The organism is Arthrobacter sp. 135MFCol5.1 (genome assembly GCF_000374865.1).
In the GTDB taxonomy this organism is placed as follows: Bacteria; Actinomycetota; Actinomycetes; order Actinomycetales; family Micrococcaceae; genus Arthrobacter.
The window spans coordinates 310,036-331,115 of sequence record NZ_KB895452.1 but is presented as its reverse complement, the minus strand read 5'-3'; the positions used below and the strand labels follow the sequence as shown (position 1 = coordinate 331,115).

The 21,080-nt window shown below is 66.1% G+C and carries 14 protein-coding genes and 2 tRNA genes; 11 read left to right on the top strand and 5 right to left on the bottom strand.

The window, feature by feature from the left end:
* Nucleotides 1–9: 9 nt before the first annotated feature.
* A complete protein-coding gene (locus C563_RS0101465; protein ID WP_018760264.1) occupies nucleotides 10–1,242 on the bottom strand; it encodes a macrolide 2'-phosphotransferase in 1,233 nt (410 codons plus the stop codon).
* A gap of 143 nt (nucleotides 1,243–1,385) precedes the next feature.
* On the opposite strand from C563_RS0101465, the gene nudC reads away from it, so the two are divergent.
* The 3 genes from nudC to C563_RS0101450 are packed head-to-tail and all read left to right on the top strand — an operon-like array spanning nucleotide 1,386 to nucleotide 5,246.
* Entirely contained in the window at nucleotides 1,386–2,408 is a 1,023-nt protein-coding gene (gene nudC / locus C563_RS0101460; RefSeq protein ID WP_018760263.1) for an NAD(+) diphosphatase, read from the top strand.
* 55 nt (nucleotides 2,409–2,463) lie between these two features.
* Nucleotides 2,464–4,599 (top strand): ATP-dependent helicase, encoded by a 2,136-nt coding sequence (locus tag C563_RS0101455; RefSeq protein WP_018760262.1) that lies wholly within the window; start codon nucleotides 2,464–2,466, stop codon nucleotides 4,597–4,599.
* Nucleotides 4,596–5,246 carry a M48 family metallopeptidase gene (locus C563_RS0101450; RefSeq protein WP_018760261.1) on the top strand — a complete coding sequence of 217 codons (651 nt, stop codon included), beginning with the start codon at nucleotides 4,596–4,598 and terminating at the stop codon, nucleotides 5,244–5,246. The genes C563_RS0101455 and C563_RS0101450 overlap by 4 nt, the downstream gene beginning before the upstream one ends.
* A gap of 95 nt (nucleotides 5,247–5,341) precedes the next feature.
* On the opposite strand, the gene C563_RS0101445 is transcribed toward C563_RS0101450, so the two are convergent.
* The gene (locus C563_RS0101445; protein WP_018760260.1) at nucleotides 5,342–6,784 is read right to left on the bottom strand and encodes a zinc-dependent metalloprotease; all 1,443 of its coding nucleotides are present in this window, start codon (nucleotides 6,782–6,784) and stop codon (nucleotides 5,342–5,344) included.
* A 136-nt stretch (nucleotides 6,785–6,920) separates the two neighbouring features.
* On the opposite strand from C563_RS0101445, the gene C563_RS0101440 reads away from it, so the two are divergent.
* From C563_RS0101440 to C563_RS0101420, 5 genes are all read left to right on the top strand, one after another.
* Nucleotides 6,921–8,123 (top strand): YlbL family protein, encoded by a 1,203-nt coding sequence (locus tag C563_RS0101440; RefSeq protein ID WP_442852921.1) that lies wholly within the window; start codon nucleotides 6,921–6,923, stop codon nucleotides 8,121–8,123.
* A 165-nt stretch (nucleotides 8,124–8,288) separates the two neighbouring features.
* Nucleotides 8,289–11,267, top strand: coding sequence for a UPF0182 family membrane protein (locus C563_RS0101435; RefSeq protein ID WP_196803300.1), 2,979 nt, complete (start codon nucleotides 8,289–8,291; stop codon nucleotides 11,265–11,267).
* A gap of 120 nt (nucleotides 11,268–11,387) precedes the next feature.
* A tRNA-Met gene (locus tag C563_RS0101430) sits at nucleotides 11,388–11,461 on the top strand.
* 145 nt (nucleotides 11,462–11,606) lie between these two features.
* Nucleotides 11,607–11,680: transfer RNA gene (locus C563_RS0101425), tRNA-Met, on the top strand.
* Between the two features lie 136 nt (nucleotides 11,681–11,816).
* A complete protein-coding gene (locus C563_RS0101420; protein ID WP_018760257.1) occupies nucleotides 11,817–12,749 on the top strand; it encodes a cytochrome b/b6 domain-containing protein in 933 nt (310 codons plus the stop codon).
* Here C563_RS0101420 and C563_RS0101415 read toward each other — a convergent pair.
* The 3 genes from C563_RS0101415 to C563_RS0101405 form a co-directional block, all read right to left on the bottom strand.
* A complete protein-coding gene (locus C563_RS0101415; RefSeq protein WP_018760256.1) occupies nucleotides 12,739–14,178 on the bottom strand; it encodes a cryptochrome/photolyase family protein in 1,440 nt (479 codons plus the stop codon). The genes C563_RS0101420 and C563_RS0101415 overlap by 11 nt on opposite strands.
* A gap of 88 nt (nucleotides 14,179–14,266) precedes the next feature.
* Nucleotides 14,267–15,055 carry a PspA/IM30 family protein gene (locus C563_RS0101410; RefSeq protein ID WP_018760255.1) on the bottom strand — a complete coding sequence of 263 codons (789 nt, stop codon included), beginning with the start codon at nucleotides 15,053–15,055 and terminating at the stop codon, nucleotides 14,267–14,269.
* Between the two features lie 108 nt (nucleotides 15,056–15,163).
* A complete protein-coding gene (locus tag C563_RS0101405) occupies nucleotides 15,164–17,215 on the bottom strand; it encodes a TPM domain-containing protein (RefSeq protein WP_018760254.1) in 2,052 nt (683 codons plus the stop codon).
* A 282-nt stretch (nucleotides 17,216–17,497) separates the two neighbouring features.
* On the opposite strand from C563_RS0101405, the gene C563_RS0101400 reads away from it, so the two are divergent.
* The 3 genes from C563_RS0101400 to C563_RS0101390 all read left to right on the top strand — a co-directional run bounded on the left by C563_RS0101400 (nucleotide 17,498) and on the right by C563_RS0101390 (nucleotide 21,076).
* Nucleotides 17,498–19,099 (top strand): S1C family serine protease, encoded by a 1,602-nt coding sequence (locus C563_RS0101400; protein WP_018760253.1) that lies wholly within the window; start codon nucleotides 17,498–17,500, stop codon nucleotides 19,097–19,099.
* Between the two features lie 225 nt (nucleotides 19,100–19,324).
* Nucleotides 19,325–20,116: an electron transfer flavoprotein subunit beta/FixA family protein gene (locus tag C563_RS0101395; protein ID WP_018760252.1), complete on the top strand. Its 792-nt coding sequence runs from the start codon at nucleotides 19,325–19,327 to the stop codon at nucleotides 20,114–20,116.
* A gap of 12 nt (nucleotides 20,117–20,128) precedes the next feature.
* On the top strand, nucleotides 20,129–21,076 hold the full coding sequence (locus tag C563_RS0101390; RefSeq protein WP_018760251.1) for an electron transfer flavoprotein subunit alpha/FixB family protein: 948 nt from the start codon (nucleotides 20,129–20,131) through the stop codon (nucleotides 21,074–21,076).
* The last annotated feature ends 4 nt before the right edge of the window (nucleotides 21,077–21,080 follow it).

The window sequence follows — 21,080 nt, the reverse complement described above, 5'->3', positions numbered from 1 at the left end:
CGGTGCGGCTCAGCCCTGTTTGACGTTTATGACCGAGATGGCGGCGGTGGAGGTGTCATCAGGTCCTTGGGTCGTCGACGCCCCGTCCTCGGCGTCGGGTGCCTCCTCCACCGGGATGGGAGTCACATGCACGGCGGCCTGTGCGGGCGCTGCCGGTTTTGCCGGTTCTGCCGGGACCGGAACAACCGTGACGGCGGGGGAGGACCCGGAATGTGCCGGGGTGGGCACGGCGGTCGACGCGGTACTCTCCGAGGACGCCGGTGCAGCCGCTTCCGCATTGTCCCGGCTTGCGGGGTCCGGAAGGGGTTCGACGCTGATGGGCTGCCCACCAAACTCGGCGATGTCGCCGGCCAGGCTCTCCAGCATGCCTTCTGCCTCGCTGACCATGGCCTCATCACCAGCTGCAAGCCCCTTGACCAGGTATTGTGCCAGCGCGAACTCCGCTGACAATGCAGCCCGGCGAAGGAGGTGCTGGTCCGGGGCGTCGCGGCGGCCGGAGGTGTAGGACTTCAGAACTGCATCAACGAAGTCCTGCTCATTCGAAGCCACCAGCCAGGCGAAGTCGTCCGCGGGGTCACCGATCCTCAGGTCTGTCCAGCCGGTGACCGCCGTGACCCGCCCTGACTCGATAAGCAGGTTGTCTTCGTGCAGGTCGCCGTGGACCACGCAGGGGTTGAACCGCCACAGGGACACGTCCTCCATTGCGTGTTCCCAGCGGCGCAGGAGCGCGGCCGGAATCTTACCCGTGGTTGCTGCTTGGTCCAGCTCGTTCAGCCTCCGTTGGCGGAACTCGTTGGGGGTGTAGCTGGGGAGATCGGCGTTGCTCACCAAAGACCGGGGCAGGTCGTGGATGGCAGCCAGGGCGGTACCGATTTCGCGGGCGACGCTGCCCGGACCGGACGTCAATTCCTCAACGCTGCGCGTGGTGCCCGACAGGTGCGAGTACACGAAGGTGCTTAAGGTTCCCAGCCGTACGCTGCCGGCTACCGTGGGCATGAGGAAGGGCAGTTCGGCCCGCACGGCCGGAGCGAAGGCCCGCAGCACCAGGAACTCCGTTTCCAGCCGGGCGCTGGCCTCCGCGTGCCGCGGCGACCTGACCCGCCAGCGCTTGCCTTCTGAATCCAGGAGCAGGGCCGAGTCGAAGTCCGCGGGATCATCCGGTGCAGAACTAACGGCCGTCGGCGTCAGTCCGGGGACTGCCGCGGTTGCAATGGCCGCCAGCGCAATCGGTTTTCTTCTCACCGTTCCACGGTAGATTGCCAGCTGTCCCAGACTGAGGTCTGCCGGCGGCGAGTCTTGAGATTGCTTGAATTCAGGGGGCGTTACCTACCGGCAAACCGCACCATGAAATGTGAAATGTCCTGGGCAGTCAGTACGGTGGACTCATGAGCTATACGGAGTCTGTCCTGCCCGTTCACCAGGCTGCGCCGGCAGGGTTGCCCGCGAACCACCTGGCGGACACCCTGCTCCCGGTGCGGCCGGCCCTGGTGGACCGGGGATCTGCTGCCCGCATCAGGCCCGGCATGATCGATGACCTGCTGGCCGGTCCGGATGCGCTGGCCGTCGTCCTGTCGGGCCGGCAGGGCCTGGTGCAGGAAAGCACCATGGTGCTCGCCCCCGCCAGGGAACTTTTGGCGGAGCTTGAAAGGGCCGGGGCAACCCCGCACCTCGTGGTGTACCTTGGCTCCGCACTGCCAGGTTCGGACCTCCCGGAGGGCACGGAGCTGTTGCTGTTCGTCCTGCCTGAACCGCCCGAACCCGGTACGGCCGGCATCCCCGCGGATGCGGCCTGGGCGGGGTTCAGGGACGTCGCGGCAGGCCTGACCGCCACCTCCACGGCGTTGTTTGTGGAGTCCAGCGCCATCGCCAACTGGCACGCCGGCCACACACACTGCCCGCGCTGCGGCACGCCTACAGTCGTGGAAGCCGGCGGCTGGGTCCGCCGTTGCCCGGCGGACAACTCGGAACACTATCCCCGGACCGATCCTGCGATCATCGTCACTGTCGTCGGCGCGGACGGGCGGCTGCTGCTCGGTGGCGGGGGTCCCGTGGATGCCATTAATTACTCCACCCTTGCCGGCTTTGTTGAGCCGGGCGAATCGCTGGAGCAGGCCGTCGTCCGCGAGATCCAGGAGGAAGTCGGGGTCCGGGTTTCGGCCTGCCAGTATCTGGGCTCCCAGTCGTGGCCGTTCCCTGCCTCCCTTATGCTTGGATTTACCGCCGTCACCGAAGACACCCAGGCAACGCCCGACGGCGTCGAGGTCACCAGGGCCCGCTGGTTCAGCCGCGAGGAACTCCAGGAAGCCGTGCTCAGTGGCGAAATCACCATTTCCAGCAGGCTCTCGATTGCCCGCTCACTGATTGAGCACTGGTACGGCGGCCGGATCCGGGACCTGGCCGGAGCCTAAGTAATTCCATCCACCAGACTCCAGCACGCGGTAGTCGAGAAACAAAGCAGCAGAAGTGACTACAGAGAATTTTGACGGAGCAGCCTCCCTGGAGGACCGGATCCTCGGGGGGCTGGACGCCGAACAGCGTGAAGTGGCCAGCACCCTCAACGGTCCGCTGTGCGTCCTGGCGGGAGCGGGTACGGGCAAGACCCGCGCCATCACGCACCGCATCGCCTACGGCGTCCATTCGGGGGTCTACACGCCCCAGCGACTGCTGGCGGTGACCTTCACCGCCCGGGCCGCGGCCGAGATGCGCAGCCGCCTGCGGGACCTGGGAGCGGGCAATGTCCAGGCAAGGACCTTCCACGCCGCCGCGCTGCGCCAACTGCAGTTTTTTTGGCCGCAAGCGGTGGGCGGCACCCTGCCGAACCTGCTGGATCACAAGGCCCAGATCCTCGCCGAGGCCGCCCGGCGGCTGAGGCTGAGCACCGACCGCGCGTCCATCCGCGACCTCGCCTCGGAGATTGAATGGGCCAAGGTGTCCATGCTGACGCCTGCCAATTACCTGGAGAACGCGCAGGGACGCGGTGCACCCGGGGGATTCGACCTCACGGCGGTGGCCCGCGTTTTCCAGTCCTACGAGGACGTCAAGACGGACCGCAACGTGATCGACTTCGAAGATGTGCTGCTGATTACGGTGGGCATCCTGCAGGAGGACGAGAAGGTGGCGGCCACGGTCCGGGAGCAGTACCGGCACTTCGTGGTGGACGAATACCAGGACGTTTCCCCGCTGCAGCAGCGGCTCCTCGAACTCTGGCTTGGCGGCCGCGACGAACTCTGCGTGGTGGGCGACGCCAGCCAGACCATCTACTCCTTTACCGGAGCATCCCCCCGTCACCTGCTGGACTTCAAGACCCGCTACCCGCAGGCCAACGTGGTCAAGCTCATCCGGGACTACCGTTCCACACCCCAGGTTGTGAAGCTGGCCAACGACCTGCTGGCGGGCCGGCGCAGCGGCGGCCCTGCCGCAGACGCCGCCTGGGCCACGCCCCTGCAACTCGTGGCCCAGCGTCCCGCCGGCCCCGTGCCCCAGTTCACCGAATGCACGGACGACGAAGCCGAAGCCGCCACCGTGGCGCTGAAGATCAAGGCACTGCTCGACGCCGGGACACCGGCGAGCGAGGTCGCGGTCCTTTTCCGCACCAACGGCCAGTCCGAGGCCTACGAACAGGCGCTGGCGGCTGCGGGAATCGGCTACCAGCTGCGGGGCGGCGAACGCTTCTTCGCGCGCAAGGAGGTGCGGGACGCCATTCTCCAGCTTCGCGCCGCCACCAGGGCCGTCAGCGAAGCGGATTCCCCGGAACCACTGGGCCAAGTGGTCCGGGACATTGTTTCCTCCCTCGGCTACACGGATTCCGCCCCGCACAGTGGTGGCGCCCTCCGCGAGCGGTGGGAGTCATTGGCGGCGCTGGTGGCACTGGCCGATGAACTGGCGCAGAACCGCGGTCCGGAATTCGGGCTCGGCGACTTCGTCAACGAACTCCAGGAGCGGTCCCTCGCCCAGCATGCCCCCACCGTGCAAGGCGTGACGCTCGCCTCCCTGCACGCAGCCAAGGGATTGGAATGGGATGCCGTGTTCCTGGTGGGGCTCAGCGAAGGCCTGATGCCCATTTCCTTCGCAGATTCGCCTGAATCGGTCGATGAGGAGCGCCGGTTGCTCTACGTCGGGATCACCCGCGCCCGTGAACACCTCTCGCTGTCGTGGAGCACGGCGCGGACTCCCGGCGGCCGGGCCAACCGCAAGCCGTCCCGTTTCCTCGACGGGCTGCGGCCCGACTCCGTTGCCAGCTCCAGCGCCCGCGGCAAGGGACCGGTTCCGCGCCGCAAGGCGGCCGCTCCGGCAGTCTGCCGGGTTTGTGGCAGCATGCTGTCCACCGGGGCGGAGCGCAAGGTGGGACGCTGCAACGCGTGTCCGCCCAGCTACGAGGAACAGACCTTTGACGCCCTCCGGAACTGGCGGCGCGACGTCGCCCAGTCCGCTGACGTTCCCGCGTTCGTCGTCTTCACCGACGCCACCCTCACTGCGATAGCTGAGGCGCGGCCTGCGTCCCTCGAAGAACTTGCCGGGCTTGCCGGCATCGGTCCATCCAAGCTTGAACGCTATGGGGAGGATGTCCTGAAGGTCCTTGCCGAAAGCAGCGTGCTGTGAGGCGCGGCAGCCCGCCAGGCAGCCACGGGCAGCCCGCCGCCGTCCTGACCACCACCGGTGGATCCCCCGTGGAGGTGCGGCGGTCGGCGCGCCGCACCCGGACCGTCGCGGCATTCTGGGAAGACGGTACCGCCGTGGTCGCCATTCCGGCCCGGTTCACCGCGGCCCAGGAACGTGAGTGGGTCCACCGGATGCTGGCAAAGCTGCACAAGCAGGGGGAGCGGCGCGCCGCTTCCGGCCGGCGGCGTCCCGCCACCGACGAAGCCCTGGCCGCCCATGCCGCCCAGTTGTCTGAAACATACCTTGGCGGCCGGGCAACGCCCACATCGGTACGCTGGGTCGGAAACCAAAACTCGCGGTGGGGTTCCGCGACCCCCGCCGACGGGACCATCCGCTTGTCGGACAAACTGCGCCCGATGCCCCAATGGGTGATCGACTACGTCCTGCTGCACGAATTGGCGCACCTGCTGGTGGCCCCGCATAACGCGGCGTTCTGGCGGTTGCTCGAGGCCTATCCCGAAACCGGGCGCGCGAAGGCGTTCCTCGAAGGTGTCTCGTACGCCACCGCGCGTGGCCTGGACAAAGACGCCGCCCCGGACCGCGTGCCCAACACCGCCGGGAACCCCTGGCCGGGCGACGCCGACTAGGACCTGCCGACGCGCAACATCCGGCTCAGGCGGGCTTAACGCGCGGGCTTAACGAACCGGCGCGGCCGGGAAACCCCCGGCCGCGCCAACCAATCTCAGCTCTTCGGCTGGTCCGTACTGTCGTCGTCCGTGTCCTGGCCGCCGTCATTTGTGTTCGTGCCGGCGGCGGTGTCACCGTCAGCGGCGGGCGCCTCGTCAAAACCGCCGCTGAGCAACTTCTGCAGGGCGTCGTCGACCTCGCTGTCGCTCGCTTCGGCGAGCTTCCGGCGGGAGCTGAAACCCTTCGGGTCATCGAGGTCCTCGGCGGTGGGCAGCAGGTCGGGGTGGTGCCAGATGGCGTCGCGGCCTTCAATGCCGCGCTCATCTTTCAGCGTTGCCCACAGCGTCGCGGCGTCGCGCAGGCGCCGGGGCCGCAGCTCCAGCCCCACCAGGGAGGCAAATGCGTGTTCGGCCGGACCGCCGGTGGCCCTGCGGCGCCGCACCGTTTCCCGGAGGGCGCCGGCGGAGGGCAGCAGGTTCTCGGTGGCGGCGGCGGTGAGTTCGTCCACCCAGCCCTCCACCAGGGCCAACGCTGTCTCGAGCTTCTCCAGTGCCTGCTCCTGGGCGGGGGTCCGCTGCGGCATGAACACGCCCTGGGAGAGGGCCTCCTGGATGCCTTCCGGGTTGCTCGGGTCGATGTCCCGGGCGAGCTCCTCGATGCGGGAGGTGTCGATATGGATGCCACGGGCGTAGGCCTCGATGGCGCCCAGCAGGTGGCCACGCAACCACGGCACCTGCACGAACAGGCGCGCGTGTGCGGCCTCCCGCACGGCAAGGAACAGCCGGATGTCGTTCTCGGGCAGCGACAGGCCTTCGCCGAATGCCGCGACGTTGGCAGGCAGGAGCGCCATTTCAAGGTCGGCGAGCGGGACGCCAATGTCGGTGGAGCTGACAACATCCTTGGACAGGGCCCCGATGGCCTGGCCCAGCTGCATGCCGAAGATGGCCCCGCCCATGTTCTGCAGCATCGAGGAGGCGCCGCCCATCATGGACTTCATCTCCTCGGGCATCTGCTCCGTCATGGCCGAGGACAGGGCGTTGGCGATGCTGTTGGCCACCGGTTCGGTCAGCCGCTTCCAGGTGCCAAGGGTTGCTTCCACCCACTCGGCACGGGACCAGGCTTTGCCGATCAGCCCGGTGGCGGGCAGGTCCGTTACCGGGTCCAACCACAGTTCGGCCAGGCGGAGTGCTTCGTCGACGTCCCGGGACTGCTGCGCGGTGACGGAGGGATCTGAACTGCCGGCGGCGACGCGCCGGGCGTTGTCGTGCGCCAGAGTCCAGTTGACGGGTCCTTCGGACGGCGCACTCATCATCGCCTGCACCTGGGAGAACATCTGGGCCAGCAGGTTGGGGTCGTCAGGCAGGCCGGCAGCCTTGGCGAGCTCGGCGGGGTCGAAGTTTTCCATCCCCTTGCCGCCCATCAGGTTCTGCAGCATCTCGGTCAACGGATCCTTGGGATTGTCGTCGCCGTTGGACGGATTGAGTGGGTTGGAGGTCATGGTCCCGCCGATCGATGGTGTGACTGTTGATCAGTCTTCACGGTACCCCGGTGGGGCGTGGCTGTCTGCCGGCCGCCGCCGTCGTTCGCTCTAGGCAAAGCGCCCCGGGACATCTTCACCGCGTACTGTTGGTGGGGTGACTACAACCCGTGGCGGCCATTCCTCCGAGGACCACGTTCCCGAGCTTCGCCCCTTCTCCGGTCCGGAACCAACGGGAGGCAACGGCCCCCTTGACGGCGAGGACGGCAGCGGCTCAGCAGGGGGCATGGTTGCGGACGACGGCGGGCGGCCGGGCAGGCGCCTGTCCACCATGATGGTTGCCGGGCTGGCGGCGCTGGGGCTGGGCATTGCTGTTGGGACCCTGCCGGTGCCGTATGTCATCGAGTCCCCCGGGCCCACCTACAACACGCTGGGGGAGAGCCAAGGGCATCCGGTCATCAGTGTCAGCGGCCATGAAACCTATCCTGCGGCCGGAAGCCTGGACCTGACCACGGTCTACGTTGACGGCGGGCCCACCGGCTCCGTCAGCATCCTCAGCGCTTTCTCCGCGTGGCTGGACAGTTCCAAAGCCGTGTACCCGGAAGAATTGATCTACCCCACGGGTACCACCAAGGAAGAGGCCCAGGAGCAAAGCGCCGTGGCCATGACCACGTCGCAGGAAAACGCCGTCGCGTCGGCTCTGAATGAACTCAAGATTCCTTTCAGCCAGCAGCTCCAGGCCGCGGACCTGTCAAAGGATTCCGCTTCCGCCGGGAAGATCCAGCAAGGCGACGTCCTGAAGACCATCAACGGCAAGGACATCACGTCCCTGTCCGTCATCCAGGATGAGCTGGCGGCAGGCAAGGGTGCACCGGCCACGGTAACGGTGGAGCGCGGAGGCCAGCCCGTTACCTTGGACATCACGCCCAAGGACAACGGCCAAGGCCGCTACATTCTTGGCGTCATGCTCAAGTACCTGTTCAATTTCCCCTTCCAAGTCCAGATTTCCCTGGACAAGGTGGGCGGACCGAGCGCAGGACTCATGTTTTCGCTGGGCATTATCGATACCGTGACGCCGGGTGACCTCACGGGCGGCAAGCACATCGCGGGCACGGGCACCATCGCCCCGGACGGCACGGTGGGCCCGATCGGAGGGATCGCACAGAAGATGCGCGGTGCCCGCGCATCCGGCGCCACGCTCTTCCTGGCGCCGGCCGGAAACTGCGACGAGGTGGCCGGCCATGTTCCGGACGGACTCCAGGTGGTCCGGGTGGAAAACTTGTCCCAGGCCCGGCACGCGGTGGAAGCCGCAGGCAGCGGACAGGACACGTCCGGCCTGCCGACCTGCGCAAACAACTAGACTGGGCGCATCTAGAACCGACAGGAACTAAGCTCCACCGCCACTCGTGGCACAGATGACGGACCATACCAGCCGTTTTTGGCCGGTAGGGTACGTCGCTCGCACGCTTCGAATATTCTGACGACCAGCTATGAGGTACCCAGTTTGTCCCGTCCCGCCAGCACCATGCCCACAGGCAGACCCCCTTCACGTCGCGGCGCCTTGACGCCCACCCTGATCGTTGTCGCCCTGGTGGTTGTGGGCTTCATTTTCTTCGCCAACGTTTGGACCGACGTCCTCTGGTACCGGCAGCTGGGCTTCATCGAGGTCTTCATCACGGAGAACCTGGCCAAGATTGCCACGTTCGTGGCCGGCTTCGCCCTCATGTTCGCGGCTGTGTTCTTCGCGATCCGGATCGCCTATAACGCCCGGCCGGTCTACGCGCCGGATTCGGAGGTGCGGGACAACCTCAACAGGTACCAGGCCCAGCTTGAGCCGGTCCGCCGGATTGTCATGGTGGGGCTTCCCATCCTGTTCGGCCTGTTTGCGGGCAGCGCCGCGGCGAGCCAGTGGCAGAAGGTGCTGCTCTTCTTCAACCAGGTGGGCTTCGGGCAAAACGACCCGCAGTTCAACATGGACATCAGCTTCTACCTGATGACCCTGCCCTTCCTGGGGTTCGTGACCGGGTTCCTCATCAGCGTGGTGGTCATTGCCGGCATCGCGGGGATCCTCACCCACTACCTGTACGGCAGCATCCGGCTCATGGAGCGCGGCGTCTTCACCAGCCGCGCAGCACAAATCCATATAGCGGTCACGGGTGCGGCCTTCCTGGTGCTCCTGGGAGTCAACTTCTGGCTGGACCGCTTCTCGTCCGTGCAGAACAACGGCGGCCGCTGGGCCGGTGCCCTGTACACCGATGTCAACGCCGTCATCCCCACCAAGGCCATCCTCGCCGTCGCGGCCGCCCTGGTGGCAGTCCTGTTCATCGTCGCTGCCGTCATCGGCCGCTGGCGACTGCCGGTGATCGGCACGGCAATGCTGATTATTACGTCCATCCTGGCCGGCGGCGTCTACCCGTGGGTGATCCAGCAGTTCCAGGTGCGTCCGTCCGAACAGACGCTGGAAAGCCAGTACATCCAGCGCAATATCGACAACACCCGCAGGGCGTACGGCCTGGACGGCATCCAGGAAACCCGCTACGACGCCACGAACACGGCCAGCACCGGTGCGCTGGCACCTGATGCGCAGACCACGGCCAATATCCGGCTCCTGGACCCCAACCTGATCTCGGACGCCTTCGCGCAGCTGGAACAGTACCGCCCGTACTACCAGTTCCCCAAGGCCCTGAACGTGGACCGCTACGAGGTGGACGGCAAGATCCAGGACACCGTGATCGCGGTGCGCGAGCTGAACCCCACCAACGTGCAGACCAACCAGCAGGGCTGGCTCAACCAGCACGTGGTGTACACGCACGGCTATGGCGTCGTGGCCGCCAAGGGCAACAAGTTCACGGTGGACGGCAAACCTGAGTTCCTGCAGTCCGGCATCCCTTCCACCGGCGTCCTCGGCAGTGATTCCACCTACGAGCCGCGGATCTACTTCGGCGAGTCCTCGCCGGAATACTCGATCGTGGGAGCTCCGGACGGCGCCACCCCGCGCGAACAGGACCGCCCGTCCGGCAAGGAAGGCGAAGGCGAAACCCAGTACACCTTCAAGGGCAACGGCGGCCCGAACGTCGGCTCTTTCTTCAACAAGATCCTGTACGCCATCAAATTTCAGTCCTCGGACCTGCTGCTCTCGGACGGGGTGAACTCCGAATCGCAAATCCTGTACGACCGGAACCCCCGCGAACGCGTCCAGAAGGTGGCCCCGTACCTGACGGTGGACGGCGGATCCTACCCCGCCCTGGTGGACGGCCGGGTCAAGTGGATCGTGGATGCCTACACCACCAGCCAGTACTACCCCTACTCGCAGCAGAAGCAGCTCTCCGATGCGACGGCTGATTCCCAGACCAGTTCCGGCCGCGCCGTGGCGCTGCCCAACAGCACGGTGAACTACATCCGGAACTCGGTCAAGGCCACGGTGGACGCCTACGACGGCTCGGTCACCCTGTACGCCTGGGACGATACCGACCCCGTCCTCAAGGCCTGGCAGAAGGTCTTCCCGTCCTCGCTGAAGCCGTACTCCGAGATGTCCGGTGCGCTCATGAGCCACGTGCGCTACCCGGAGGATCTCTTCAAGGTCCAGCGGGAGCTCCTGGGGCAGTACCACGTGACGGATCCCATCAGCTTCTACAAGAACAACGACGTGTGGAGCACTCCGGCTGATCCCACTGTGGACACGGACGTCAAGCAGCCGCCGTTCTACATGTCCTTGCAGATGCCCGACCAGCAGAAGCCGGCGTTCCAGCTGACGTCGTCGTTCATTCCGCAAATTGTCAACGGAAACGCACGGAACGTCCTGTATGGCTTTCTGGCCGCCGACTCGGACGCCGGCAACCAGGCGGGGGTGAAGGCTGACGGCTACGGCAAGCTGCGGCTGCTGCAGATTCCGCCGGAGACCCAGGTCCCCGGCCCCGGGCAGGCGCAGAATAAGTTCAACTCGGACCCCACCGTATCGCAGGCCCTTAACCTCTTGCGGCAGGGCGCATCGGATGTGCTGAACGGCAACCTGCTCACCCTGCCCGTGGGCGGCGGCATCCTCTATGTCCAGCCCGTCTACCTCAAGTCGACGGGCGAGACCTCCTACCCGACCCTGCAGCGGGTGCTGGTGGCATTCGGTGACAAGGTGGGCTTCGCGCCCACCCTGGACGCAGCCCTGAAGCAGCTCTTCGGAGGCGATTCGGGGGCAGCAGCCGGAGACTCGGCCAATAACGGGCAAACGCCCGCCGGGCCGGCAGCGCCTTCGACGCCTGCGGCAGCCGACGCCAAGGCCCAGCTGAAGGCGGCTTTGGATGACGCCAACTCGGCCATCCAGGCCGGCCAGACAGCCCTTGCGGCGGGCGACTTCGCCGCCTACGGCGAGGCCCAGAAGAAGGTCGCGGCGGCACTGCAGAAGGCCATGGAGGCCGAAGCCAAGATTCCGGTCACGGCTCCGGAGGCGACGCCGGCACCGGCCGCCTCCGGTTCACCTTCGGCGACGCCGTCCCCGTCAGCGAGCCGCTAGTCCGACGACGGCGGCCCGGCATCCCAGCCTCCACGGGCGCGGGTGCCGGGCCGGCGTAACGGACGTCACGCCCCGCCGATTTGGCCTCCGGTTCACCTCCCGGTAAAGTAGTTCTTGCGACGCGGGGTGGAGCAGTTCGGTAGCTCGCTGGGCTCATAACCCAGAGGTCACAGGTTCAAATCCTGTCCCCGCAACTGGAAGAAGGCCCGAACATTGGGAACAATGTTCGGGCCTTTTGCTTTGCCCGCGCGACAGCGCAGAGCCTTTCGGGAGGCGTGCCGCGGTGGTGCTCAGGGTGGTCGGGACCGCCGCAAAAGTAGGGTAGTGTTGATCAAGCGACGCGGGGTGGAGCAGTTCGGTAGCTCGCTGGGCTCATAACCCAGAGGTCACAGGTTCAAATCCTGTCCCCGCAACTTATGAAGGTCCCGCCGGCAGTTACGCCGGCGGGGCCTTCTTTTTGCCTGGATGCGCATAGTTCCTAGTATTCTCTTTCGAGGACCCCACGATCCGTGGGCAGCCATACGCCATTCTTGAGAGGTATGTTGTTCGATGGCCACACCCACGAAGAAGCCCGGCGCCGCGACGGGTAAGCGGTCCCGGCTCTATTGGGCGGTTCCCGCCGTCCTCGTGGCACTGGTCCTGGCAGTGCTGGCCGCCAGGCTGCTGATGGGACTGCCGGCCGTTGCATCGTTCGTGGCCGATTACCCGGGCCAATCTGAACTGCCGGCCTCCGCCCCTGTTGGGTTCCCGGCGTGGCTCGCCTGGCAGCATTTCCTGAACGGTTTCTTCCTGCTCCTGATCATCCGCACCGGATGGCAGGTGCGGACCACCACCCGTCCCAGCGGGCATTGGACCCGCAACAACAAGGGCTTGATCCGTACCAGGAATGCGCCCACCAAGATCAGCCTGGAGCTCTGGTTCCACCTGACCCTTGATGCCTTGTGGATCCTGAACGGGCTGGTCTTCGCTGTCCTGCTGTTTGCCACCGGCCAGTGGATGCGCATTGTCCCCACGAGCTGGGATGTCGTTCCCAATGCCCTCTCTGCCGCGCTGCAATACGCGTCGCTGGACTGGCCCACGGAGGATGGCTGGATCAACTACAACGCGCTGCAGCTCCTGGCCTACTTCGTCACTGTTTTCATTGCGGCGCCGCTGGCATTCATCACCGGCCTGCGGATGTCCTCCGCGTGGCCAAAGAAGGCAGCCAGGCTCAACAAGGCCTACCCGATTGAATGGGCGCGTGCCGTCCACTTCCCTGTGATGATCTACTTCGTCGCCTTCATCGTGGTCCACGTCTTCCTGGTGCTCACCACCGGCGCGCTGCGGAACCTGAACCACATGTACGGTGTCAGCGACGACGACGGCTGGTTCGGCTTCTGGGTCTTCCTTGCCTCGGTCGCGGTCATGGCGGCCGCCTGGTTCCTGGCGCGTCCGATCTTCCTGCGCCCCATCGCGTCCCTTATGGGCAAGGTCAGCCGCTAGCCTCAGAGTCCTTGAGCTGCTGGTAAGTGTTCAGCGCCCGCTCCCGTGATTCCGGCAAGTCCACGAGCGGTTCCGGGTAGCCTTGGACCCCTGACTTCCAGGGTTCATGGATGGCTTTGCCGTCCAGCTCCGAAAGTTCGGGGATGAACTCGCGCAGGTACCTTCCGTTGGCGTCGAATTTCTTGCTCTGCGTGACGGGATTAAAGATCCGGTAGTACGGTGAGGCATCGGCGCCGGAACCCGCCACCCACTGCCAGTTGGCCGGGTTGTTCGCGGCGTCCGCGTCCACCAGGGTGTCCCAGAACCATTCCTCGCCGATCCGCCAATCTGTCAGGAGGTTCTTGACCAGGAAGGATGCGGCCGCCATCCGGACGCGGTTGTGCATCCAGCCCGTCTGCCAGAGCTGCCGCATGCCGGCGTCCACCAGGGGATAGCCCGTGTTTCCGTGCTTCCACGCCGCAAGTTCCCGTTTGCCTGGCGACCCCCACTGAAACTTGTCGAACGCCGGCCGGAAGTTTTGGGTGGCCAGGTCCGGATTGTGGTACAGCAGATGCCAGTTGAACTCGCGCCAGCCCAGTTCCGAGCGGAATGTTCCGACGTCGGCAGGGATTTTGCGGGGGTGGCGGCGGCGGATCTCGCGCCACACGCGGAACGGGCTGATCTCGCCGAACCGCAGGTATGGTGACAGCCTGCTGGTGCCATCGGTGCCGGGAAGGTTCCTGCCCGTGCCGTACTCCTCGATGGGGCCGTCCAGGAACTCCTCCAGGCGGTGTGCTGCGCCCTTTTCGCCCGGCTCCCAGGCCTCGGCCAGGCCGCCGCTCCAGTCGGGGGAAGTGGGCAGGAGGGCCCAGCTGCTGAGCGTGTCTGAGGCGGGCAGTCCGCGGCCGGACGGAGCAGGCCCCGGCAATGTCCCAGGTGCCTCCAGGGGGTCGCGGATGTCCGCCGCGGCCAGGCAGGCCCGCCAGAAGGGGGAGTAGACCTTGTACGGGCCGCCCGCGCCCGTGGTAATGGTCCAAGGCTCGAAGAGGAGGTTGGCCTGGAAGCTGGCGGCTTCGATGCCGTTGCTTCCGGCCCAGTCCTTGAGCCCGGCATCAATGGTCCGCTCGGGCTGGCCGTACCGCCGGTTCCACAAAAGATGCGTCGCCTTGGTCCGGGCAGCCAGGTCCTGGATGATGCCCGCCGCGGAACCGCGGCGCAGTACCAGCCGGGAACCTTTGCCTTCCAGGTCCGCTGCCAGGGCCACCAGGGAATGGTGCAGCCACCAGCGGGCAGCACCACCCAGCGGGCGTATTCCTTCGGACTCCTCGTCGAGGATATAGACCACCGTCATGGGACCGCCCAGGCGGGCCGCGGCGTCCAGCGCCGGGTTGTCGTCCAGGCGCAGGTCGTCGCGCAGCCATACCAGGGACGTTTGTTCAGTGGATGCCATACCACCACGCTACACACTGGAGGCAAGACAATGGCCGGGACACCGGTCCCGGCCATTGTCTTGTTCCATGCAGCGGATATCCCGCAGGTCAGAGCTTGTCGAAGTCGGCTTCGTCCACCGTGGATCCGGACGTTGACGCCTGGCTCCCAGCGCCGAGGGCAGGCTTGCCCCCGGCCTTCAGCGCTGCCAGCCTGGCTTCGATCTCCGTCTGCTCTCCCAGGTCTTCCAGCTGGTTGAACTGTGCATCGAGGCTGGACGCGGCAAGTTCCTCCTGTCCGCGGACCTTGGCCTCCTCGCGGCGGATCTTCTCTTCGAAGCGGCCGACTTCGCTGGTGGGGTCCATGATGTCGATGCTCTTAATGGCGTCATGCACCTGCGACTGGGCAGCGGCGGTCTTGGACCTGGCGACGAGTTCGTTGCGCTTGCTGGTCAGCTGGTTGAGCTTGTTCTTCATCTGGTCCAAGCCCACCTTGAGCTTGTCCACGATTTCGCGCTGGGAGGCGATGCTCGGCTCAGCGCCCTTGGCTTCACTCTCGGCCGCCATCTGGCGCTGCAGGGCAACCTTGGCCAGGTTGTCGAATTTCTCGGCGTCGGCCACATCGCCGGCGGCGCGGAATTCGTCAGCCTTGCGGGAGGCGGCGAGGGCTTTGTTGCCCCAGTCCTGGGCGTTCTTGATGTCCTCGTTGTAGTCGTCCTCGAGCATCCGGAGGTTGCCGATGGTCTGGGCCACGGCGGATTCGGCCTCTGCGATGTTGTTCGTGTAGTCGCGGACCATCTGGTCCAGCATCTTCTGCGGATCTTCGGCGTTGTCCAGCAAAGAGTTGATATTCGCCTTTGCCAGCTGTGCGATCCGGCCGAAAATGGACTGCTTAACCATGGTGTTTGCCTTTCGTCCTGCTCTGTGTTGACCCACTGGAACCGGTGCACAGTGGTGTACTGCTGTTGTCCGCCGGCCGGATTGCTCCGGTCTGGGCCGGCGGAGGGTCTAGAAACTGCCGGAGTCGCCGCCGCCGAAGTCTCCGCCGCCGAAGCCGCCGGAGTCTCCGCCCCAGCCGCCACCTCCGCCGGAGTCCCCGCCCCAGCCGCCACCGCCGCCCCAGCCGCCGTGGCCGCCGTTCAGGATGGAGTTGATCAGGATGCCACCAAGGATGGCACCGCCCAGGCCGCCGCCACCGCCGCCGCCGAACATGCCGCCACGGCCGAAACCCTGGTTGGCGTAGCCGTCAAAGTGGTCAACGTCTGCCTGGGCCAGTTGTGCTGCCTGCGCCGCCAGGGCGTGGGCCTGCTGTGCATAGGTCAGGGCCGTGACCGGATCTGTCCGTGCGATGGAGAGGGCGTAGTCGAGGTTGCGCTGGGATTCGGCCAGTCGGGTCCGCGCCTCGGTGCCAACGCCGCCGCGCCGCGCTGTGATGTAGTCGGAGGTTGCGCTGATTTGGGCTTGCGCGGACATGATGGTTTGCTGCAGGGATGCCTGGGCGCGCCGCGCCTGCTCCTGCTGGTCCCGGATGCCGGTCAAGGCCTGGTCCAGGGTCTGGTGCGCGCTTTCGACACGTTGCAGGGTGGCGACAGGATCGATCTTCCCGCCCTGGATTTCGCTCTTTACCTGGGCAAGGGCCGCTTCCACCGCAGCCACGGGGCCCGCCAGTTCGGCGTGGGTTCCGGACTGGATCATGGCCTTTGCCTGCGCCAGGTCCTGCGCCGTGTCCACCACCGCCGTTTCGACGCTGTTCCGGGCTTCATCGAGGCTCGCGGACAGCTTGGAGATAGCGTCCAGCAGGACGTTGGTTTGGTGCAGGCTCTCCTCGGCTGCGCGGACTGCCACGGCGGCGAGGCTTTGCTCGCCCCCGTCCAGTTTCTGCTGCGCGGTTGCCGAGGCGTTCTGCACGAAGGCCAGCCGCTCCTTGGCCTGGACGATGTTGTCAGAAACCTGTGTCAGCGCGCTGTCCGCGTACTTGGACCGCATTTCGGCAAGCGACTGCTCGGCCGTGGAAATCTTGGCGTCCGCTTCCCGGGCTCCGGCATTGACGGCCGCGAGGGCCTGGGGCGCGTTCTTTTCCAGTTCACGCAGTGAGTCGAAGTCCGCTTTCTGCTCCTGCAGGGAGGCCAGGGCGGCCTCGGACCGGCGGATAATCTCGCCCAGCCAGGTGCGTTGCTGTTCTTCGGTGTCCGGAATGTGGTCATCCAGCTGCTGCTGCAATTTGAAGGACTCGCCCATGTGGGCTTTGGCTTCCTCCAGCGCTTTGGTGAAGTTCCCCACGGCGGAGTCGCCATACTGCGCCTGGGCGAAGCCGAGTTCCTGTTCGCTGGACTTGATGGCGTCATCAGCTTCGATCAGGAGGGAGCCACTCTTGCGGCGGAGTTCGTCCACGCTCAACGAAGCCAATGGGTCCAGCTCGGCACCTTGGGGGCCGTAGCTGCCCGTGGAGGCCTGGGCTGCGGCCTTCTTCCGGCGGTTCCGGTAGTACAGGTAGGCGCCGCCGCCTGCCACGACGACGCCGGCTCCAACCAGGACCGCGGCGCCCGCACCGTCGCCGGAGGACACACTGCCGCTGCCGCCAGTGGCGGCGTCGCCGATTGCTGAGGCGGTGTCGATGGCAGCCTGCGCATAGTCCTTCTTGCCCCCGGCCAGGTTGGCGGTGACTGCGTTTTGGCTGATGTTGGCCTGCTTGGACCGGATGGGGCTGCTCGAATTCGTGACGAAGTTGAACTTGCCGTCATCAACAGCAATTGCCAGGACGGCGTCAGCCCTGCCCATGGTCCTCAGCTCAGCTACTTTCTGGGTCCACTGGGCCGGATCGGTCGGGTTGGTGAAGGTCTTCACCGTGACCACGTACAGGTTGTACTTGTGGTCTTTCAGGAGCTTCTGGATGGCGTCCTGGACTTCGCCCTTCCGGCTGCCCAGGACGTTGGCATTATCAACAATGTTCGTTCCGGAGGGAATGGTCACCGGGTCTTCGGCCCAGGCCGCGCCGGCGGGAATCGTGAGCAGCCCGGCAAGGCCGATCACGGCGAGGAAACGTTTGAACTTTGACCGCATGTGCAACCCTTCAGCACGCCTGACACCGACTCGGGACGAATCAGTCGTCGAATCCAGCAGCGCCCCCACGCTTGGTGTGAAGCCGCAGGTCGCTGTGGCAATTCATCTTGATTCTATGGTGCACCCCACAGCCAGTCCATGCGGCCGAATATGCCGCCAGCGAAACACATTGCGGGGTTCTATGGGAACACCACGACGTTCAGGAAGCTTTCAGCAAACATCCGAGCTTGTTCCAGCGGGACGGGTCATAGTTAATGGCAGACAAGGATGAAAGGAAGTCCCATGACTGAGAATCACACGCCAGGACCGGTCCCGGAGGGCAGCGCGGGCAGCCGGAACCCCTGGCAGCAGCAGGACCCGCAGCAGCCCGGAGCCGGCCCGGCGGACACTCAGTCCGGGGGCGGGGGCAATGCCGGCCACGAGCAGGGACAGTACGGTGCCGCTGACCAGCAGCACAACCCCACGGAACGGCTGGACCAGCCGCAGGCAGCAGGCCAGGACCACACACAGGAGCTCCCCGGCGCTCCCAGGCCCGTTTACCCGCAGCGCCAGCCTTTCTACGGCCAGTCCGGATACTACGGCCAGCAGCAGAACGGCCAGCCAGGCCAAGGCGCGGGGCCCGGTATGCAGCACGGAAGTGTCGGCCTGGCGCCCAATCCCAAGGATGCTCCGCGCCGGAAGGCGACCTTCGGCATCGGCACCCTCATCGCCAGCATCCTCGCCGCTGGGCTTGTGGGCGGCGGCGTGGCAACGGTGGGCGCAGGTGAACTGTTTGGAAACGCCGGCTCCAGCACCTCGGCGGTGGGTGGCAGCAACCAGCCGGGAACGGTCATCGTGAATAACAAGGATGACGTCAACGCCATTACAGCCGCCGCCGTGAAGGCTTCCCCCAGTGTGGTTACCATCAGTGCCACCAGCGGCAGCTCCGGTGGCACCGGTTCGGGCATCGTCCTTGACGACCAGGGACACATTCTCACCAACACCCACGTGGTCACGCTGGACGGCCAGACGGCCAACGCCACCCTTGAAATCCGCACCAGCGACGGCAAGGTCCTTCCCGCGAAGCTCGTAGGCACGGACCCCTTGTCCGACCTCGCGGTGATCAAGGTGGACGACACCTCAAGCCTCACTCCTGCAACCCTGGGGGATTCCTCCAAACTCAACGTGGGTGACACCGCAATCGCCATCGGTTCACCGCTTGGGCTGACCGGGACGGTGACGGATGGCATCGTGTCCACGCTGAACCGGACCATCAGCGTGGCATCGTCGGCAGCCCCGCAGGGCGGTGACAACAGCCAGGGCGGTGACCAGGGCTTCCAGTTTGCGCCTCCGGGCGGCGGACAAAGCCAGCAAAGCTCGAGCCAGGGATCCATCGCCATCAACGTCATCCAGACCGATGCAGCGATCAATCCCGGCAACTCCGGCGGCGCCCTCGTCAACAGCAAGGGTGAGATCATCGGCGTGAACGTGGCCATCGCGTCCGCAGGCTCCGGCACCTCGACGTCCCAGAGCGGCAACATCGGCGTCGGGTTCAGCATCCCGATCAACAACGCCAAGCGCGTGGCGCAGGAGATCATCGACAACGGCAAGGCCTCCCATGGCCAGCTCGGTGTCAGCGTCAAGGCGAAGAGTACCTCCGGTGCGTCCTCGGAATTCTCGGTAGGCGCCGACGTAGCCACGGTTGACGCCAGTTCGCCGGCAGGGAAGGCCGGGATCAAGGTCGGCGACGTCATCACCAAGTTCAACGACCTCAGCATCGGTGAACCGAACCAGCTGACCGCGGCGGTCCGCGAGCAGCCGGCAGGTTCCACGGTCAAGATCACGGTCCAGCGCGGCGGCAAGGAGCAGACGTTCGACGTCACGCTCGGCGCGGCAGCCAGCTGACACGCCCAAGCCATCACGACGGCGGCGTCCCCACCCAGGGGGCGCCGCCGTCGGCATGTCCGGCGCAACGGAAAACCTGACACAGGCGTTAACGGAAGAGGGCGCCCGGACGCGCCGATATGGTTAGCTAGGAGCTACCCGCCTGCCGGGCATTCCGCGGCCATGACCCACCCGGCTGGCTGTCCACAAGCATGGAAGGCTGCTGTAAACACAGTGGAAGAGACATTGAAGATCGTAGTCCTGGTCAAACATGTACCGGACGCCCAGTTCGACCGACACCTGGGTGGCGAGGGCAACACCGCGGACCGCGACGAGAGCATCCTGTCCGAGCTCGACGAATACGCCCTGGAAGCTGCCCTGCAGCTTGCCGAGGCCCGAGGCGGAAGCAAAGCCGGCAACCAGGTCATTGCCCTGAGCATGGGCCCTGCCGGGGCCGTCAACGCCGTAAAGAAATCGCTGCAGATGGGCGCCACCGAAGGCGTCCACCTCACGGACGACGCGCTCGCCGGCTCGGACGCGGCTGCCACCTCGCTGGCACTCGCGGCGGCGGTCCGGCACCTGGGCGGCGTGGACCTGGTCCTGACCGGGATGGCGTCCACCGATGGTGAGACCTCGCTGGTCCCGGCCCAGCTGGCGGAGCGGCTCGGGCTGCCGCAGGTGACCTTCGCATCCTCGCTGGAGGTCGACGGCGGCCGGCTCACTGCCCGGCGCGACGCCGACACGTCATCGGAGACCGTGGAAGCAGCACTGCCCGCGGTCGTGTCCGTCACGGACCAGATCAACGAACCCCGGTACCCCAACTTCAAGGGCATCATCGCGGCCAAGCGCAAGAGCATCACCACGCTCTCCCTCGCAGACATCGGCGTGGACCCTGCCCAGGTTGGCTTTGCAGGGTCGTGGACCACCGTCACCAGCGCCGAACAGCGGCCGCCGAGGACTGCCGGTACCATCATCACCGACGAGGGCGACGCCGGCATCAAGCTGGTTGACTTCCTGGCCGCCCAGAAGCTGCTCTAAGGGGACAACGACATGGCAAAAGTACTGGTATTCATCGACAGCCCCGGAGCTTCGCTCAAGAAGAGCAGCCTGGAGCTGCTGACCCTGGCTCGTTCCCTGGGGGAGAGCGCCGTCGCGGTCAACGGAGACCTTTCCGACGACGTCGCCGCCACCTTGGCGGAATACGGTGTGGGCACCGTCCTGCACCCGTCGGCCGAGGAACTGGGTGACTTCCTCGTAGCGCCCAAGGCAGCCTACCTGGCCGCAGCGGCAGAGGCAGCCGGAGCCGGGATCGTGCTGCTGGACAACTCTCCGGAAGGCAAAGAGATCGCGGCGCGGCTGGGCATCCGGCTCAACGCCGGCGTCATCACCGACGTCGTCGCCGTGGACCCGGACGGTACCGCGCACAAGTCGGTCCTGGCCGGCTCGTACAACACCTCCTGCAAGGCCACGACGGCCGTTTCCGTGCTCACGCTCAAGGCCAACAACGTGGTTCCGGAACCCGCGCCCGCACCCACCACGCCCGAAACGGCAACCGTGGAGGTGCCCGCCGTCGCCAACGCTGCCCGCATCACTGCCCGCGAGCAGAAGGTGGCCAGCGGCCGCCCGGACCTCACCGACGCCCGGATCGTCGTTGCCGGCGGCCGCGGCATGGACGGCGACTTCGGTCCCGTCGAGGAGCTGGCCGATGCCCTCGGTGCCGCCGTAGGAGCTTCCCGCGCAGCCACCGACGCCGGATGGATCAGCCACGACGCACAGGTGGGGCAGACCGGCAAGACCGTTTCCCCGCAGCTGTATATCTCGGCAGGCATCTCCGGTGCCATCCAGCAAAAAGCCGGCATGCAGACGTCCAAGGTCATCGTCGCCGTGAACAAGGATGCCGAATCGCCGGTCTTCGAGATCGCCGACTTCGGCATCATCGGGGACGTCTTCGATGTCCTGCCCCAGGCCGCAGCCGAGATCAAGAAGCGCAAAGGCTGATCCG